The organism is Caballeronia sp. GAFFF2 (assembly GCF_023631485.1).
In the GTDB taxonomy this organism is placed as follows: domain Bacteria; phylum Pseudomonadota; class Gammaproteobacteria; order Burkholderiales; family Burkholderiaceae; genus Caballeronia.
Genome location: NZ_JALQDA010000028.1, coordinates 56,067 through 72,861, shown reverse-complemented (window position 1 = coordinate 72,861; position 16,795 = coordinate 56,067). Strand labels below are relative to the sequence as shown.

The window sequence follows — 16,795 nt, the reverse complement described above, 5'->3', positions numbered from 1 at the left end:
GGCGTGAGCAGGCCCGAGGAAGCGCCTATGCAAGCGCCGCGCGGCAAGCGTAGCTGGGTGTCGATGCTCGGCTGGATCGTGCTTATCGCCGTGCTCGGCGCGTCGTGGCAAAGCGCGGACATGCGTCCGCTCGATCTGCTCGGCGCATCCGGCAACATGAGTCAGTTCGCGCGCGACTTCTTTCCGCCCGACTTCACGGAATGGCGCACGTACGCGCACGAGATGATCGTGACGCTCGCCGTCGCTGTCTGGGGCACGGCGCTCGCGCTCATTTGCGCGGTGCCGTGCGGCTTGCTGTCGGCGCAGAACATCGCGCCGGTGTGGATCGCGCAACCAGTGCGGCGGCTCATGGACGCGTGCCGCGCGATCAACGAGATGGTCTTCGCCATGCTGTTCATCGTCGCGGTCGGGCTGGGGCCGTTTGCAGGCGTGCTCGCGCTGTGGGTGCATACCACGGGCGTGCTGGCGAAGCTCTTCGCCGAAGCGGTCGAAGCGGTGGATGCGCGTCCCGCCGAGGGCGTGCGCGCCACGGGAGCGAGCAGTCTCGACGAGATCGTGTATGGCGTGTTGCCTCAAGTGCTGCCGCTGTGGATTTCGTTCGCGCTGTATCGATTCGAGTCGAACGTGCGCTCGGCGATGGTCGTCGGCATGGTTGGCGCGGGTGGCATCGGCGTAGTGCTTTACGAGGCCATCCGCTCGTTCAACTATGCGCAGACCGCAGCGGTCATGCTGATCGTCGTGGTGATCGTATCGCTGATCGATCTGGCGTCGGGATGGGTGCGCGAGCGCGTGATCTAGAAGGCGTTATCGAAGGGACTTGAGCGCCTGCTTCATGCGGCGCTTTTGTTGCTTCTTCAAAGTACGCAAGGCTGGCTTCGCGGCGGCGGCATTGGGCAAGGCGTCGCTCTTGTCGAGGAGATCGCGGCTCGCAACGACATCGTTCAATGCGCCCAGATGCTTTTGCAGACGCTTCAGCTGCTTTAGTCCACCGCGTTCCTTCTCGGCAAGCAGGGGCATGAAGAACTCCATCAGGTAGCGCACTTTCTTGCCCGCTTTGCGCACTTCGTGCAGCGCGGCATATTCCGGGCGCTTCACTTGCCGCACGCGCTTGATGCGTTTCTTCAATTGTCTTCGCGCATTACGAACTCTGTCAGAAGCGAATCGCTCGATAGCCACGCGCTTTTTTGCAGTGTTGAGTTCGCGGTTGGCTTCCGCCACGGCTTCGCGCAAGACGCCCTTGATATCCGCGTTATTGAGTGTCTCTTTACTGGTCCTCAATGCTGCATCGCGATGGCCGCGCAATGCCTGCGCGAGATCCGTGTCTTCATGCTCACTCATCAATTCGATCAGGATGTCCCAATCGCGCGTGCTGCCGGCTGCCTGCGCGAGATAACGCAAGAGGGCGCGCTGCTTGTCGTCGAAGGCATCGTCGAGGATCGGGCGATACGCCCAAAAGAGACTGCGCAGACGCCGTAGCGCTATCCTGAGCTTGTGCAGTGTTTCGGCATCATCGCTCTGTTCCAGTTCATGCGCGTGCTGCAGCGCTTCTTCAACGAGCGGTGAAGCATAAGTGCGAAACTGCGATTCGGCGGTGACGCCTGACAACGTGTCTTTCGATCGTCCGGATTTCATAGGTAATCTTTTATCGAAGGAATGTCGTGGGCGTTCGCAAGAAACGTTCCGGCGATTATGAGCCGGTCTCGTCTATGGCGCGGAGAAATTGCGTGCCCGCGTCGGCCAGAAGCCCGGAGTTGTCGATGTTCACCACGCGCGCATGCCTGGGCAGTTCGAGGGAAGGACGGCGCGCAAGACGCGCTTCGATCTGCCGCGCGTCTTCACGTCCGCGCCTTGCTAGCCGCGCGGCCAGCACCGCGGGCGCGGCATCGATATAAACGAAGCATGCATGCGGATAGCGGGCGAGGGCGGCATCCGCGTGTTGACGCGAACCGTTCACGACCACCGGTCTGCCGCGTTCGAGCCATGCATCCACTTCGATGCCAATGCCATAGCATAGGCCGTGACTTTCCCAATGCATCGAGAAAAGTCCGTACGAAAGACGCGCCTTGAATTCTTCATGCGTCAACGCAATGTGGTTCTCGCCGTCGCCGACCGCACGCGTGATGTACCGATGCGCGAACATCACGCGTGCGCCGACGCGTTCGCGCGCAAAGCCGAGCAGCGAGTCCTTGCCCGCGCCCGACGGGCCCATGACATAGATGAGTCGTGCGCTATCGAGTGTGTCGTTCTGGCTCATGCCCCTTCCCGTACGTCGTTGAACGGCAGCCGCTGCCACAAGGTGAACGGCTCGCCCGGTGCGCTTTCCACGAAAAGCGCCGCGCCATGCACAGGCAGCGCGCCGAGCGTGTCGATCTTGCGCGTCCATGCCGATACGACCGAACCGCGCGCGTGGGTGTCATCGAGCGAATCGCAGACGGTCATGTGGAAGCGGTATTCATCGAAGACATAGGGATAGCCCCATTCACGCACGAGTGCGATTTGCCGCTCGCTCATGCCATCGACAATGCGCCGCTCGCTGTCCCCTGCCGATGGCATTGCGCGCACTGCTGCGAGCGCTTGCAGCGCGCTTGCGGCCATCGCGCGCAAGCGTTCGTCGTCGCTTTCCTCCGATGCGCGCAACGCGACGAAGCGGCCCATTTCCGCTACGCGCACCGGCATCTCGAAGCGCGTGACCGACGACGCCCAGGCACGCGCGGCCGCGAGCACATCGGCGGGTTGCACGCCGCTCGCGCAATGGAACGGCGGCACGATGGTCGCATGCCAACCATAGCGGCGCGGCGCGCGCGTGATGTCGTGCGCTGCCGTTTCCATCGAGAGGCCGCTTTCCGCGTCGCGCCCGAGCCATTCGCAACCAGCACGCCACCATGCGGATGCGGCGGGCGGCGCGTAATACAGTGCGATGCGCGCTTCGTCACTCCATGCAGCGCTCATAGATCGTGCTCGACCATCAACTGCACGCGATCTGCCGCGAAGTGAGTCACGCCGTACTTGACGGGCACGCCGCGTTCATCGACATCCACATTCTCGACCCACAGCACCGGCTGCTGCCGGTTGATCTGCAAGCGCCGCGCGACATCCGACGAAGGCAACACGCTGCCGATACGGCTCCACTTGCGCATATAGTCCTTGACGCCGAACTCCGCGAGCGCCGCAGTGATGCCGCCTGTCGCTTCGATCACCGTGGGAAGCTCGGGAAAACGCGCGGCGGGATACCAGTTGCGTGCGTAGGTCAGCGGCACGGCGTCGGAGTCATGACGCGTTTCGAGCTGATAGACGAGCGTGCCCGCACGCAGAGCGAGCGCCTTCGCGACGGTAGGGTCGGCCTTCACGCGTTCGGAAGAGAGCACGACGCCCGTGGACGTCTGCTTCTGACGGCGAATGTTTTCCGTGAAGCGCGTGCGCCTGCCGATCTGATAGTCGATCGCTCCAGGCTGCACGAAGGTGCCGCGTCCCTGTTCGACGCTTACGAGACCCGTTGCGGCAAGACGCAGCATGGCGCGGCGCACGGTATGACGATTCACGTCGAAGCGCCGCGCCAGTTCCGCTTCGCTCGGCAGACGGCCTTCCTCGCCGAAGCTCTTCGAGGCGATCTCCGCCGAGAGTATTTGCTCGATCTGCCGCCAGACCGCGACCCCCGCGCCGCGTTCGACGGCGTGTCCCGGCGCCGCGTTTTCGTTCGATGTCATGTAGGTGTCATTCCCGTCGGTTTGAATATCGCTGTTGGGCATTGTAGTGCGCAAATGGTGATGGAAATATGAAAGCCCACTTATCCAGACGTCTAGACGACCGGACGAAAGCCGCGTAGCTTAAGATGCCCGCAACGTACAAATCATCAGGGAAAGCCATGAGTCAGAGAGAGGAGCCGCGCGACGAGGCTCGTTCGTTCGACCGCCGCGAATGGATGGCGGTGCTGGCGCGCACGCCGCGCGAGAGTTTGCAGGCCGCGCTCGAAGGCATGAGTGTGCCGCGCTTCGACTGGTTGCGCGCGCCGGATATCGGCCTGGCAATGGTGCGGGCGCGCATCGGCGGCTCGGGAGATGCCTTCAATCTCGGCGAGACTACCGTCACGCGCGCCACGCTGCGTTTGCATATGGAAGACGGCAGCGCGCCGGTCGGTGTCGCGGTGCATATGGGCCGCGATAAGGAGCGCGCGAAGCTTGCAGCGCTGATCGACGCGCTGCTGCAGACGCCCGCGCATGCGCAGCGCTTGCAGACGGAAGTGATCGCACCGTTGGCCGCGCGTCTCGCCGACGAACGGCGCCGCAAGGAAGCGGAAGCGGCTACGACCAAGGTCGAATTCTTTACGATGGTGAGAGGGGAATGATGCAGATCGACATGGCCGCTCTCGTGCCCGGCTTCAACGACCCGGTGCACGATGCCCAACGCGTCTTTCGCGCTTTGCTGGAAGCGTTGTCACGTCCGGGCAGCATCGTCGCGATCGATGCCGCGTTGCCGAACAATCACGCCATGCGCGATGCGCTTGCACACCGCGTGCCGCTTGCAGCTTTCGCGTCGCTGCTCGCGCTCGCCGATTATTCGACGCCTGTATTCATCGAAGGCGGGAACGCCGCATTCGGCGATGCCTTGCGCTTTCATGCAAGCGCGCCGCTCACGCCGAATCACAGCGAAGCCGCGTTCGCCTATCTCGGCGATGCAGCCGCGTTGCCCGCGCTCGATGCCTTCTCGTCTGGCGAACCGGAAACGCCGGAAGATGCGGCGACGCTTTTCATTCGCGTGCCTTCGTTGACCGAAGGCGAGCCGCTCGTGTGGCGCGGTCCGGGGATCGAAGACAAGCGCAGTGTCGCCATTGCGGGACTCACGCGCGATTTCTGGCAACAGCGCGCGGCGCTAACCGCGCAGTTTCCATGCGGCATGGATTGCTATTTCGTGGCGGGTGGCGCGCTCGTCGGCTTGCCGCGCACGACGCAAGTGGAGGTGAACTGATGTACGTCGCGGTGAAGGGTGGCGAAAGAGCCATCGAACGTTCATGGGATGTGCTCGCCAAGCATCGGCGCGGCGACTTGCAGGTGCCCGAGCTGAGCGTCGCGCAGATTCGCGAGCAGTTGCGTCTCGCGGTGGCGCGCGTGATGACCGAAGGCTCGGTCTACGACGAAGAACTCGCGGCGCTCGCCATCAAACAGGCGGCAGGCGATCTGGTCGAGGCGATTTTTCTGCTGCGTGCGTATCGCACGACGTTGCCGCGCTTTGGCTACACCTTGCCCGTGGACACGGCAGCGATGTGCGTGGAACGGCGCATCTCCGCTGCGTTCAAGGATATTCCGGGCGGGCAGATGCTGGGCGGCACCTACGATTACACCCAGCGTCTGATCGACTTCAGCTTGCTGGCCGAAGGGGAAGTGATTAGCGATGCAACGACTTCCAGCGACCACGCCGAAGCCACGAACGATATGCCGCGCGTGTTGTCGATGCTCAACAAGGAAGGGCTAATCGAGCAGGAACGCGCGCAGGAAGATTCACCGGAGCCGGGCGACCTCTCGCGCGAACCGCTTGCGTTTCCCGCTGATCGTGCAACGCGTCTGCAAAACCTTGCACGCGGCGACGAAGGCTTTCTGCTGGCAATGGGATACGCCACGCAGCGCGGCTACGCGCACAGCCATCCATTCGCAGGCGAGATTCGTCACGGTGAAGTGGCCGTGGAAATGCATATCGATGAGCTCGGTTTTGCCGTGGAGATCGGCGATATCGACATCTCCGAATGCCAGATGATCAACCAGTTCGCGGGCAGCGGCGAAGTGCCGCCGAAGTTCACGCAAGGCTATGGTCTCGCGTTCGGGCATTCGGAGCGCAAGGCCATGGCCATGGCGCTCGTCGATCGTGCCTTGCGAGCGGAAGAGTTGGGCGAGAGCATCGGCTCACCCACGCAGGATGTCGAGTTCGTGCTCTCGCATAGCGACAACGTCGAGGCATCGGGCTTCGTGCAGCACTTGAAACTGCCGCATTACGTGGACTTTCAGTCGGAACTAGAATTGCTGCGGCGACTTCGTGCATCGCACGGCAAGGAGAAGACGGCATGAACAACGCGCTGACCGAAGGTTATAACTTCGCTTATCTGGACGAGCAGACCAAGCGCATGATTCGTCGCGCCTTGCTCAAGGCCGTTGCGGTGCCGGGGCATCAGGTGCCGTTCGCCTCGCGTGAAATGCCGCTGCCGTATGGTTGGGGCACGGGCGGTTTGCAGGTGACGTCGGCGATCATCGGCGCGGACGATACGCTCAAGGTGATCGATCAGGGCTCCGACGAAACCACCAACGCGGTCAACATTCGCCGTTTCTTCGCGCGCACGGCGGGCGTGGCAACGACCACGCGCACCGCGGACGCCACCATCGTGCAAACACGTCACCGCATTCCTGAAACGCCGCTCACGGAAGCGCAGATTCTCGTGTACCAGGTGCCGATGCCCGAACCGCTCTACAGGCTGGAGCCGCGCGTGACGGAGTGCAGGAAACTGCATGCGCTCGCGGACTACGGTCTCATCAACGTGAAATACTACGAGGATATCGTGCAGCACGGCAGCATTGCGACGACCTACGATTATCCAGTGCTGGTGAACGATCGCTACCTCGCGGCGCCTTCGCCTATTCCGAAGTTCGACAATCCGAAGATGCACATGAACGCGGCGCTGCAACTCTTCGGCGCGGGACGCGAGCGGCGCATCTACGCCATTCCGCCTTATACGAAGGTGAAGAGTTTGGATTTCGAAGATCATCCATTCAGCGTGCAGAAGTGGGACCATGCGTGCGCGCTGTGCGGGTCGCGTGAGAGCTTTCTCGATGAAATGATCGTCGACGACGAAGGCGCGCGCATGTTCGTATGCTCCGATAGCGACTATTGTCACAGCCGCCGCGACGAGCAAGAGGCAAAGGAGGCGGCGCAATGAAGACGCTCTTGAATGCGCGCGGACTCACCAAACGCTACGACGGACGCGGCGGTTGCGTCGATGTGGACCTCGCGGTCTATCCGGGCGAAGTGTTGTGCATCGTGGGCGAGTCGGGTTCGGGCAAGTCGACTCTATTGAACGCGCTTGCGCTCAGAAGCAGCATCGATGAAGGTGCGCTCGACTACACCACGCGTGTAGGAGAAACGCTGGATCTGCTCACGCTCAGCGAGCCACGCAAGCGACTTTTGTCGCGCACGGAATGGGGCTTCGTGCATCAAAATGCACGCGATGGATTGCGGCGCAACGTGTCGGCGGGCGCGAACATCGGCGAGCCGTTAATGGCCATCGGCGCGCGCCACTATGGCCGTTTGCGCGAGACGGCTTCGGACTGGATGGGCCGTGTCGAGCTCGATGCGACGCGCATCGACGAATTGCCTTCGGCTTTTTCGGGCGGGATGCAGCAGCGCTTGCAGATCGCGCGCAATCTCGTGACCGGGCCGCGACTCGTCTTCATGGACGAACCTACCGCCGGTCTCGACGTATCCGTGCAGGCGCGTCTGCTCGACTTGCTGCGTACCTTGACGAACCAGCTGCATCTCGCCGCTGTAATCGTCACGCACGATATCGGCGTGGCACGCTTGCTCGCGCATCGGTTGATGGTGATGAAGGACGGGCGCGTGGTGGAGAGCGGTCTCACGGATCAGATATTGGATGATCCGCAACATCCTTATACGCAGACGCTGGTGGCGTCCGTGCTGCCGGTTTGAGGTGCAACAGATGACTATGACAGACGAAGAAGCGTTCGCCACGCGCACGGAGCTAATGCTGCGCGCACGCGACATAGAAAAGACCTTCACGCTGCATCAGCAGGGCGGTGTGCGCATCGTGGCGCTCGCGGGTGTATCGCTCGATGTGGAACGCGGCGAATGCGTGGTGCTCGCGGGCGCTTCAGGCGCCGGCAAAAGTACGTTTCTGCGTTGCATGTACGGCAATTATCTCGCGACGCGCGGCAGTATCGCCATTCGCGACGACAGCCGCGCTTCACGACATCTCGTGCTGACCGACGCCGAGCCGCACGACATCATCCGCTTGCGCAAAAGCACGCTCGGTTACGTGAGTCAGTTTCTCCGCGCCATCCCGCGTGTCTCTTCGCTCGATCTCGTCGCGGAACCGCTGGTCTCGCGCGGCGTCGATGAAGACGAAGCACGTGAGCGCGCGAGCGTCCTGCTCGCAAGGCTGAACGTACCGCGACGCTTATGGTCGCTCGCGCCCGCGACGTTTTCCGGCGGCGAGCAACAGCGTGTGAACATTGCGCGCGGGCTGATCGCGGCGCATCCTGTCTTATTGCTCGATGAGCCCACGGCGTCGCTCGATGCACAGAACCGCGACGTCGTGGCCGATCTCATCGTCGAGGCGCGCGAGCGGGGCGCGGCCATCGTCGGTATCTTTCACGACGAAGATACGCGTGAGCGCGTGGCAACCCGCATCGTGCGCCTTGCAACACCGGTAGTGGTCAACTCATCCGAAGACGGAGCATTGCAGACATGCTGATTACGAATGCGCGCATCGTCACGCGCAACGAGGAATTCACGGGCACGGTGCGCATCGAGGAGGGCTGTATCGCGGATGTATCGCCGGGAAATACGGCGACGCGCGACGCGTTGAACTGGGACGGCGACTATCTGCTGCCGGGCTTCGTCGAACTGCATACGGATAACATCGAAAAGCATCTCGCGCCGCGTCCCGGCGTGCTGTGGAATCACGAAGCGGCGATCATCGTGCATGACGCGCAAGTGGCTTCGGCCGGCATCACGACCGTGTTCGATGCGCTCGGTGTGGGCTCGCGTCCCGAAGACGGCGTGCGTGGCCGCGAACTTCAAGTGCGTTGCGCGCAGTCCATCGGCAAGTTCGTCGAACGCGGACTCTTGCGCGCCGATCACTTCCTGCACTTGCGTTGCGAAGTCGGCACGACGGACGTGGTCGAGGTATTCGATTCACTGAGCGCGCATCCGCTCTTCAGGCTCGCATCGGTGATGGACCATACGCCGGGTCAGCGCCAGTGGCAGGACCATGAAAAGTGGCGCAAGTATCAGGAACGTCACGGCAAGTGGAGCGACGAACACGCGAATGACGTGCTCGCGCAACTGGCCGAGCATCAGGCGCGTTACGCGGCGGCGCATCGTGCGGACATCGTCGCGCGTTGTCGGCGCTTGGGCATCTCGCTTGCAAGCCACGACGACACGCTCATCGAGCATGTGGAAGAAGCCGCGCGCGACGGCATTGCGCTCGCGGAATTCCCGACCACGCTCGATGCAGCCCGTGCCGCGCGCGAACATGGCATCGCCACGATCATGGGCGCACCGAACGTCGTGCGTGGCGGCTCGCACTCGGGCAACGTGTCGGCGCTCGAACTCGCTCGCGAAGGGTTGCTCGACATCCTCTCGTCCGATTACGTGCCTTCGAGCCTGCTCATCGCGGTGTTCGATCTCGTCGAGAAGGCGGGATGGACCTTGCCGCGCGCGGTGGCCACGGTTTCTTGGGCACCCGCGCACGCGGCCGGACTCGCCGACCGTGGGGCCATCGTGACGGGCTTGCGCGCCGACTTCGTGCGCGTCGCGCTGGCGGACGGTCTGCCTGTGCCGCGCGAGACTTATCGCAACGGGCAGCGCGTTTCTTAAAACGCCGACAGCCCCGCGCAAGGCAACCGACATACACGGGTAAGCCCGCGTTGCGAAGGCATGCAGACTTCAGTACTCTCGCGCATGAATTAGTTCGCTATGTGAATCGCTGTTCGCCTGACGAACAATAGTCGAACGACGATTGCCAATCATCGACGAGGGAATGAAGTGAGCCGAAGTCCTGCTGTGAACGTGCAGACGTTCATCAACGAGCACCCGTTTTCGCCCTTCCAGTGGCTGATCTTCGTGATGTGCTTCGTCATCGTGCTGCTGGATGGTTTCGATACGGCGGCCATCGGATTCATCGCGCCATCGCTCGTATCCGAATGGCAGATCAGCCGGCCCGCGCTCGCGCCTGTTCTGAGCGCTGCGTTGTTCGGGCTCGCGGCGGGCGCGCTGCTTTCCGGGCCGTTGTCGGACCGGCTCGGACGACGGCTGATGCTGTTGTCCTCGGTACTGCTGTTCGGCGTGGCGTGCTTTGCATCGGCGTATTCGGCGAGCCTCACGCAACTCACGGCGTTGCGCTTTGTTACGGGCCTCGGCCTCGGCGCCGCCATGCCCAATGCCGTCACCATGATGAGCGAGTTCTGCCCGGACAAGCGCCGCGCGACGCTCATCAACCTGATGTTCTGCGGCTTTCCGCTGGGCGCGGCATTCGGCGGCTTTCTCGCGGCATGGATGATTCCGCATTTCGGCTGGCGCAGCGTGCTGCTGCTCGGTGGCGTGGCGCCGCTCGTGCTCGTCGTGCTGCTCTTCATCAGCCTGCCGGAATCGGTGCGCTACATGGTCGCGAAGAACAAGCCGGCCGAGAAGATTCGTGCGACGCTTGCACGCATTTCATCGGCGGCGGCCAACGCAGGATCGTTCTTCATGACGGAGACGGCGCCCGCGGTGCAGGGGCAGGGCGGCGTGAGCGTGGTGTTGTCGCGCTCGTATATCGTCGGTTCGATCATGTTGTGGCTCGCATACTTCATGGGCCTCGTGATCTTTTATGCATCGATCAACTGGATGCCGATTCTCCTCAAGGAATCTGGCCTGAGTCCGCAGCGCGCGACGCTGATCTCCGCGTTGTTCCCGCTCGGCGGGGTGGGCGCTGTCTTGTGCGGCGTGTTGATGGACCGCTTCAACCCGAACCGCATCATTGCCGCGTGCTATGCGTTGACCGCGGTGAGCGTGTACTTCATCGGGCAGGCGGTGGGCAACGTGGGACTGCTCGTGCTGATCGTGTTTCTTGCTGGCGTGTTGATGAACACGGCGCAATCGTCGATGCCCGCGCTCGCGGCATCGTTTTATCCGACTCAGGGACGCGGCACCGGCGTGGCGTGGATGCTGGGCATCGGGCGCTTCGGCGGTATCGCGGGATCGTTTCTCGTGGCTGAACTGACGCGATTGCACTTCAGCTTCGGCGGCATCTTCGCGGTGATCGGCGTCGCGGGATTGATCTCGGCGGTGGCGTTGCTGATCAAGCAGGCCGCGCATCCGCAGGCCGCGTTGCCGAGCGATTTGAAGGCTACGGAGCCGGTCGGGCATTGAGGATGGGTTGTGTCTGGATGATGTCGAATCGCCCTGCGTGGACGTTGGTCGCGCGGGGCGAATTGTTTTGGATGTGGGGCTTTGCCGAGAGGCCATGGCCACCAGTCTTTCACTCATCGCACTCCTGTTTGCCAATCGTCAGACCGTGGCATGTCGTGTGCTGATGAAGAACATGCGACTTGCCGCTGCGTGTCAACACCGCAGCAGCAAGGAGGCACCACAAGCCGCACAACATCGCATCTTGCAACCGCAAAAAGGAGTTTTTCGATATGAAGCGTATCGCCATTTCATGCGCCGCTGGCGCACTCGCCCTGGTTTGCGCATCTGCATTCGCACAGGACAATCCTCCCAGCTCGAATACGGGCCTGCAAGCAGGCGACAACGCCCAAACGACCACGACGCATGCGCACAAGACTCATTCGAAGGCCACGCACAGCAGCCAGTCGTCGATGAAGCCCGGTCCGTCGACCACGCCTGGCGGCACGGCCACGCCCGGCACCGCAGGCGCACCGGTCAGCGCGAGCGGCTCGGGTAACTGAGGTCTGAAATAATCGGCGGAACAGCCGCTGCAAACGTGAACGGGACGCTCAAGAGCGTCCCGTTTTACATGGCGATTCAATTCGAAGAGGAATCCGCCATCGAGAAGAGCGCGTATGAACGCGCTATGACAATGCAAAACTGGCCATCATGCTGCGCGCTTCAGCACACAAATCAAAGCCGTATCTTACTTAGCAAACAACGACGCCATATTGGCAAACGCCTTGATCTCGACCGCATTGCCCGACGGGTCGAGGAAAAACATGGTCGCCTGCTCGCCCACTTCGCCCTTGAAACGAACATGCGGTTCGATGATAAAACGCGTGTTCGCCGCACGCAGCTTCTCGGCCAACGCTTCCCACTGCGGGATCGACAGCACGACGCCGAAGTGACGCACCGGCACGGCATCGCCATCTACAGCGCTCGTCGTGCGATGCCCCACTTCCTCGGGCGCCAAATGCGCGACGATCTGATGTCCGTAAAAGTCGAAATCGACCCAGTCCGGTGAACTGCGGCCTTCGGGGCAACCGAGTAGATCACCATAAAACTCGCGCGCGGACGCAAGGCTGTGAACGGGGAAAGCAAGATGGAAAGGCGGCATGGCGGCCTGAGTCGTGCTCATGGTGCAACTCCTTTTTGTGGGGTTCGACAGCGTTTGACCCAGATTCTATTCACAAATAAAAGTGCTGAAAAACGATATATTGCGGGAGTCAGCCCCAAATTTATCGATGAATGAATATGCTGCGCGAACTCACTACTTTCATTGCGGTCGCGCGCCACGGCACCTTTGCCGGCGCGGGCGCGCACATCGGGCTCACGCAGTCGGCGGTGAGCGCGCAGATGCAGCGTCTCGAAGCGCATTTGGGCTTCGCCTTGTTCGACCGCACCGGACGCTCCGCCACACTCAACAAGGCGGGCCGCCGCACGCTGGAACTCGCGGATGAACTCATGGCGCTCTATACGCGCCTCGCCGAACCCGAGGGCGTCGACGGGCGTGGCGGCGCGTTGTCGGTCGGCGCGATCGCATCGGCGCATGCGGCGCTGTTGCCCGATGCCATCGGCGCGTTCAGACGCGTGCTGCCCGCGTGGCGCATCCGGCTCGTGCCGGGCGTGTCGCTGTCGCTGCTCGCACAGGTCGATGCCGGCGAAACGGACATGGCCGTCATCATTCGTCCGCCGTTCGCGATACCTTCCGAATTGCGCTGGCGCACGCTCGTCGCCGAACCGTTCGTGTTGCTTGCGCCCGCCGCCATGAAGCGCGCCGCCTGGCGCGAAGTAATCGAGACGGCGCCGTTCATCCGCTACGACCGGCGTTCGTTCGGCGGACGGCAAGTGGAAACGTTCTTGCGCAAGCAACGCATAGCGGTGCGCGACGCCATCGAAGTGGACGAGTTGCAAGGCATCGCGCAAATGGTCGCGCGCGGCTTGGGCGTTGCGCTCTTGCCCGTATCCGATGGCATCGGCCCGTGGCCTGCCGGCGTCGTCGCGCTCGGTCTGGGCGACGACACGTTCCATCGCGAGATCGGGCTGGTCGAGCGTTCGCGCAAGGGACGGCAAGACGCGGCGGCACAACTCGCGGATTGCATCGCCGATGCGGCCAGTCGCAAGCCGGAAACGCCGCTTCCGGCGCGCAAGCGCGCGCGTGTAAAAAACAGCGCCTAGAATGCGTTGCAGGCGCGGCCCTCGAGTCGTCTCCTTCGTTGTCCGCGCACGCTTTTCCTTTGTCCTTTCGTGGCGGATGTCCATGAGCGACGAGCAACACACTGACACCACTGACGCCGCACCGCCGCTCGGCTTCTTGCGCGCGGGGCTTGCCTGGCTGGATCGCGTGGACCCGGGCACGCATCGGCGTATCAAGGGATTGCGGCTCGTGACCGCGTATGGGCTCGCGGCCGCGCTCGGCGGCTTGCACGACGTGACGCGCGACGTGCCTGCCAGCGTCTCCGTTGGCATGCTGGCCGCCGCCTTCGCGCTTTGGGCAAGCGTGTCAGAAGCGCGCAGCGCGCGCGCCGATTCGAGCCGCGATCTCGCCGTGTTGTGCATCGCGGCCGCGCTTGGCGCCCTCAGCTTTGCGCTCTTCGGGCCGTGGCTGCACGAAATGGGGCGCGGCGGCGCGGAGTTCGTGCTCGTCACGGGCGCGTTCCTCGCGGGCTATCTCAAGCGTTTCGGCCTGCTCGGCGCGGGCGTCGGCTCACAGTTCTACATCGGTCAACTGGTCGCTTACTCGATGAACCTGACACCGGGCGATTCATGGGCGATTACGCTCGCGCTCGTCATCGGCATGATCGCGGCAATCGTGCCGCGTGTGCTGAGCGGGCCGGCGGAGCATCCGGTGGTGTTGCCCGCGCTCGCGTCCGAGCCGGCTTACTGGCGGCGGCAGGTTTCTCCCGCGCTTGCCATGGGTCTGCAGGCGGCGAGCGGCGCGCTCGTCGTGGCGTTGTTGAACGCGGCGTTCGGCATGGCGGAATCGGCGTGGGCGATCACGGCCTGCGTCTACGTGGTCGCGACTTCGGCTGTCGGCACGGCACAGCGCGTGCGGCGGCGCATCTACGGCACGCTCGTGGGCGTGCCGGTCGGGCTCATTTGCCTGCCGCTTGCGGAACACGCGCCGCTCTTCATCTGGGCGATGGCTGCCCTCGCGATGATCGTCTACGCCATGGCGCTGCCCGAGCGCTATGACATTGCGTGCGGCGCTTTCGCCTTTACGCTCATCGTGACGATGGCCGCGAGCGGCATTCACTCGATACCGCTGCTCGCCGCGCGCGCGTGGGAGACGTTTCTGGGCGGCGCTCTCGGGCTCATTGCGGCGAAGTTGATCTTCCCGTTGCGCGAGGTCGGCTAACCACGCGCGGTGGCAGAACGCAGCGACGAAGCGGCATGGCACGGGCCTCGCACGGCAAAGCGGCAAAGCACGGCAAAGCATGAACCCGTCAGCGCTTACTCGCCTTCGCCACCACCTCGTCGAGCAATTGCAGGTCCACGGGCTTCACCAGATGCCCGTCGAAGCCCGCCTGCGCCGAACGTTCCTTGTCGCCTTCCTGACCGAAGCCCGTCATCGCGACGATCATCGCGCGTCCGACGAGCCGTTGCGAGCGTAGCGAGCGCAGCACCGCGAAGCCGTCGATATCCGGCAAAGCCAGATCGAGCAGGATCAGCGCGGGCGGAAAATGCCGGATGACGTCGATACCTTCCGTGCCGTGATAAGCAATGCGCACCTCGTGCCCCTTCATCTGCAGCAGCATGGCGAGGCTGTCGGCGGAATCGACGTTGTCATCGATCACGACGATACGCAATGTCCCCGATGCGGCCGGCGCTGCCAGCAAACCGGCAATGGGCACATCGTCGGCGGGCGCGTAGGGCAATCGCACGGTGAACGTGCTGCCGCGACCGGTGCCATCGCTCGCGGCGGAGATGGTGCCGCCGTGCATTTCGACGATGGAACGGCACAACGTGAGACCAATGCCGAGCCCGGCTTCGCCTGGGTTCAGGTAATGATCTTCCTGTACGAAGAGATCGAAGATAGCCGTCAAACCCTTCTGCGAAATGCCACGGCCGCGGTCGGACACTTTCAGCAGCAAGGCGTTGCGCTCGCGTTCCACGCAGATGTGGATGCTGCTGCCGTGCGGCGAAAACTTCGATGCGTTGTTGAGCAGATTCTGCACGACCTGAACGAGCCGCGTGCCATCGCCCAAGACGACGATAGGCTCGTGCGGCAATTCGGTGGTGATGCTCTGCGCGCGGTCGTCGGTGAAAGGGCGCACGAGTTCCATGCTGCGTTCGACGATCTCGGTCACGCCCACGCGCGCCATGCGCAGTTCGATCTTGCCGGTGGTGATACGGCCCATGTCCAGCAGATCGTCGACCAGTCGGCCGAGATGCGAAGTCTGTCTGTCGATGATGTCGCGGCACGAAGCGAGTCTCGGCGAGATATCCGCTTCCATCTGCATGACGCCGACGGCATTGCGCACGGGCGCGAGCGGATTGCGCAACTCGTGCGCGAGCGTGGCGAGAAACTCGCTGATGCGTCGCGACGATACTTCGAGTTGCTCCAGTCGCTTTCTTTCGCTCATGTCGCGCGTGACCTGGGAGAAGCCACGCAGCGTCCGATGCTCGTCATACACCGCCGTGATTACCACGTTCGCCCAAAACAGCGACCCGTCCTTGCGTACGCGCCAGCCCTCGGTCTCGATGCGCCCCATGCGAATGGTGGTCTGCAATTGCAACGCGGGCACGTTCGCGGCGATGTCCTCGGGCGAATAGAAGAGGGAGAAGTGCTTGCCGAGAATCTCCGCCGGCAGATATCCCTTGATACGCACCGCGCCCATGTTCCAGCTTTCGATCTCGCCTTCCGGGCTCAGCATGCAAATGGCGTAGTCGCTCACGCTTTCGACGAGCAGGCGGAAGCGTTCTTCGGAAAGCCGCAGCTTGGTTTCCTCGGCGCGCTTCGCGGTGAGATCGCGCGTGTACTTTGCATAGCCGATGATCTCGCCACGCGTGTCGCGCGCCGCCGTGATGACGACATTGGCCCAGAAACGCGTGCCGTCCTTGCGAACACGCCAGCCTTCGTCCTCGAAACGGCCAGTGGCATACGCCTCCTTCAGCTCGTATTCGGGCCAGCCCCGCGCCACGGAATCCGCCGTATAGAAACGCGACAGATGCTGACCGATGATCTCGTGCGCCTCGTAGCCCTTGATCTTGCGCGCGCCCGTGTTCCAGGTGGTAATGCAGCCATTGAGGTCGAGCATGAAGATCGCGCAATCTTCGATGGCATCGACAAGCGTGTGATAGCGCTCGTCTTCGATAGTCGAGTCATTCGGCTTGTCGGACGCCGGTTCCGCTGGCCTGGCAGTGCGCAAGGTAGTCATGGTTCTGATGGGCGGCGCTCAGGTTGAGAAGTTGCAAACGCAACGACCGCGATGTGTTCGAAAATCCGCGTTCGTCATGCAGCGGTGTTTTCGACACATGAAAACGCCGCGTGCGCGCCAGCAGTTTAACCCTTCGTGTGCTGCTTCCGCTTCTTGTCGGGATTTCGTCCACCCAATATTATCCGCGCTTTAGAGGGGATTTCAGCACGGGCGTGCGCGCTTAGACTGCAGGCACATTTCAGGAGGCCGCGCGACCGTCAGGCAGT

General features: G+C 62.9%; 18 protein-coding genes. 12 read left to right on the top strand and 6 right to left on the bottom strand.

The window, feature by feature from the left end; all coding sequences use genetic code 11:
• The first annotated feature begins 27 nt into the window (after positions 1-27).
• Positions 28-798, top strand: a complete 771-nt coding sequence (phnE, locus tag NCT04_RS20800; RefSeq protein ID WP_250467704.1) for a phosphonate ABC transporter, permease protein PhnE — start codon at positions 28-30, stop codon at positions 796-798.
• A gap of 6 nt (positions 799-804) precedes the next feature.
• Here the strand turns inward: phnE and NCT04_RS20795 are convergent, their stop codons facing one another.
• From NCT04_RS20795 to phnF, 4 genes are read right to left on the bottom strand one after another with little or no spacing between them, the layout of a single operon-like run.
• The gene (locus NCT04_RS20795) at positions 805-1,632 is read right to left on the bottom strand and encodes a CHAD domain-containing protein (RefSeq protein WP_250467520.1); all 828 of its coding nucleotides are present in this window, start codon (positions 1,630-1,632) and stop codon (positions 805-807) included.
• A gap of 55 nt (positions 1,633-1,687) precedes the next feature.
• Entirely contained in the window at positions 1,688-2,254 is a 567-nt protein-coding gene (phnN, locus tag NCT04_RS20790; protein ID WP_244828782.1) for a phosphonate metabolism protein/1,5-bisphosphokinase (PRPP-forming) PhnN, read from the bottom strand.
• On the bottom strand, positions 2,251-2,949 hold the full coding sequence (locus NCT04_RS20785) for a DUF1045 domain-containing protein (RefSeq protein WP_250467519.1): 699 nt from the start codon (positions 2,947-2,949) through the stop codon (positions 2,251-2,253). The genes phnN and NCT04_RS20785 overlap by 4 nt, the downstream gene beginning before the upstream one ends.
• A complete protein-coding gene (phnF, locus tag NCT04_RS20780; RefSeq protein ID WP_250467518.1) occupies positions 2,946-3,704 on the bottom strand; it encodes a phosphonate metabolism transcriptional regulator PhnF in 759 nt (252 codons plus the stop codon). Before phnF ends, NCT04_RS20785 begins: the two co-directional genes overlap by 4 nt.
• Before the next feature lie 158 nt (positions 3,705-3,862).
• On the opposite strand from phnF, the gene phnG reads away from it, so the two are divergent.
• The 9 genes from phnG to NCT04_RS20735 all read left to right on the top strand — a co-directional run bounded on the left by phnG (position 3,863) and on the right by NCT04_RS20735 (position 11,666).
• A complete protein-coding gene (gene phnG, locus NCT04_RS20775; RefSeq protein WP_244828779.1) occupies positions 3,863-4,342 on the top strand; it encodes a phosphonate C-P lyase system protein PhnG in 480 nt (159 codons plus the stop codon).
• Positions 4,339-4,962 carry a phosphonate C-P lyase system protein PhnH gene (gene phnH, locus NCT04_RS20770; protein ID WP_250467517.1) on the top strand — a complete coding sequence of 208 codons (624 nt, stop codon included), beginning with the start codon at positions 4,339-4,341 and terminating at the stop codon, positions 4,960-4,962. The genes phnG and phnH overlap by 4 nt, the downstream gene beginning before the upstream one ends.
• Positions 4,962-6,053 carry a carbon-phosphorus lyase complex subunit gene (locus NCT04_RS20765; protein ID WP_244828777.1) on the top strand — a complete coding sequence of 364 codons (1,092 nt, stop codon included), beginning with the start codon at positions 4,962-4,964 and terminating at the stop codon, positions 6,051-6,053. The genes phnH and NCT04_RS20765 overlap by 1 nt, the downstream gene beginning before the upstream one ends.
• On the top strand, positions 6,050-6,916 hold the full coding sequence (locus NCT04_RS20760) for an alpha-D-ribose 1-methylphosphonate 5-phosphate C-P-lyase PhnJ (RefSeq protein WP_244828776.1): 867 nt from the start codon (positions 6,050-6,052) through the stop codon (positions 6,914-6,916). The genes NCT04_RS20765 and NCT04_RS20760 overlap by 4 nt, the downstream gene beginning before the upstream one ends.
• Positions 6,913-7,683, top strand: coding sequence for a phosphonate C-P lyase system protein PhnK (gene phnK, locus NCT04_RS20755; RefSeq protein ID WP_250467516.1), 771 nt, complete (start codon positions 6,913-6,915; stop codon positions 7,681-7,683). The genes NCT04_RS20760 and phnK overlap by 4 nt, the downstream gene beginning before the upstream one ends.
• Before the next feature lie 10 nt (positions 7,684-7,693).
• Positions 7,694-8,467 carry a phosphonate C-P lyase system protein PhnL gene (gene phnL, locus NCT04_RS20750; RefSeq protein ID WP_502800687.1) on the top strand — a complete coding sequence of 258 codons (774 nt, stop codon included), beginning with the start codon at positions 7,694-7,696 and terminating at the stop codon, positions 8,465-8,467.
• Positions 8,461-9,594 (top strand): alpha-D-ribose 1-methylphosphonate 5-triphosphate diphosphatase, encoded by a 1,134-nt coding sequence (locus NCT04_RS20745; protein WP_250467515.1) that lies wholly within the window; start codon positions 8,461-8,463, stop codon positions 9,592-9,594. The genes phnL and NCT04_RS20745 overlap by 7 nt, the downstream gene beginning before the upstream one ends.
• A gap of 168 nt (positions 9,595-9,762) precedes the next feature.
• A complete protein-coding gene (locus tag NCT04_RS20740; protein ID WP_244828773.1) occupies positions 9,763-11,127 on the top strand; it encodes an MFS transporter in 1,365 nt (454 codons plus the stop codon).
• Positions 11,128-11,396: 269 nt separating this feature from the next.
• Positions 11,397-11,666, top strand: coding sequence for a hypothetical protein (locus NCT04_RS20735; protein WP_244828771.1), 270 nt, complete (start codon positions 11,397-11,399; stop codon positions 11,664-11,666).
• A 185-nt stretch (positions 11,667-11,851) separates the two neighbouring features.
• On the opposite strand, the gene NCT04_RS20730 is transcribed toward NCT04_RS20735, so the two are convergent.
• On the bottom strand, positions 11,852-12,286 hold the full coding sequence (locus NCT04_RS20730) for a VOC family protein (RefSeq protein ID WP_244828770.1): 435 nt from the start codon (positions 12,284-12,286) through the stop codon (positions 11,852-11,854).
• 116 nt (positions 12,287-12,402) lie between these two features.
• Here NCT04_RS20730 and NCT04_RS20725 point away from each other — a divergent pair, with 116 nt between their 5' ends.
• Both NCT04_RS20725 and NCT04_RS20720 read left to right on the top strand, forming a co-directional pair.
• Positions 12,403-13,326 (top strand): LysR family transcriptional regulator, encoded by a 924-nt coding sequence (locus NCT04_RS20725; protein ID WP_244828769.1) that lies wholly within the window; start codon positions 12,403-12,405, stop codon positions 13,324-13,326.
• A gap of 82 nt (positions 13,327-13,408) precedes the next feature.
• Entirely contained in the window at positions 13,409-14,506 is a 1,098-nt protein-coding gene (locus NCT04_RS20720) for an FUSC family protein (RefSeq protein ID WP_250467514.1), read from the top strand.
• A gap of 88 nt (positions 14,507-14,594) precedes the next feature.
• Here the strand turns inward: NCT04_RS20720 and NCT04_RS20715 are convergent, their stop codons facing one another.
• Positions 14,595-16,529: a PAS domain-containing hybrid sensor histidine kinase/response regulator gene (locus NCT04_RS20715; RefSeq protein WP_250467513.1), complete on the bottom strand. Its 1,935-nt coding sequence runs from the start codon at positions 16,527-16,529 to the stop codon at positions 14,595-14,597.
• Positions 16,530-16,795: the final 266 nt, after the last annotated feature.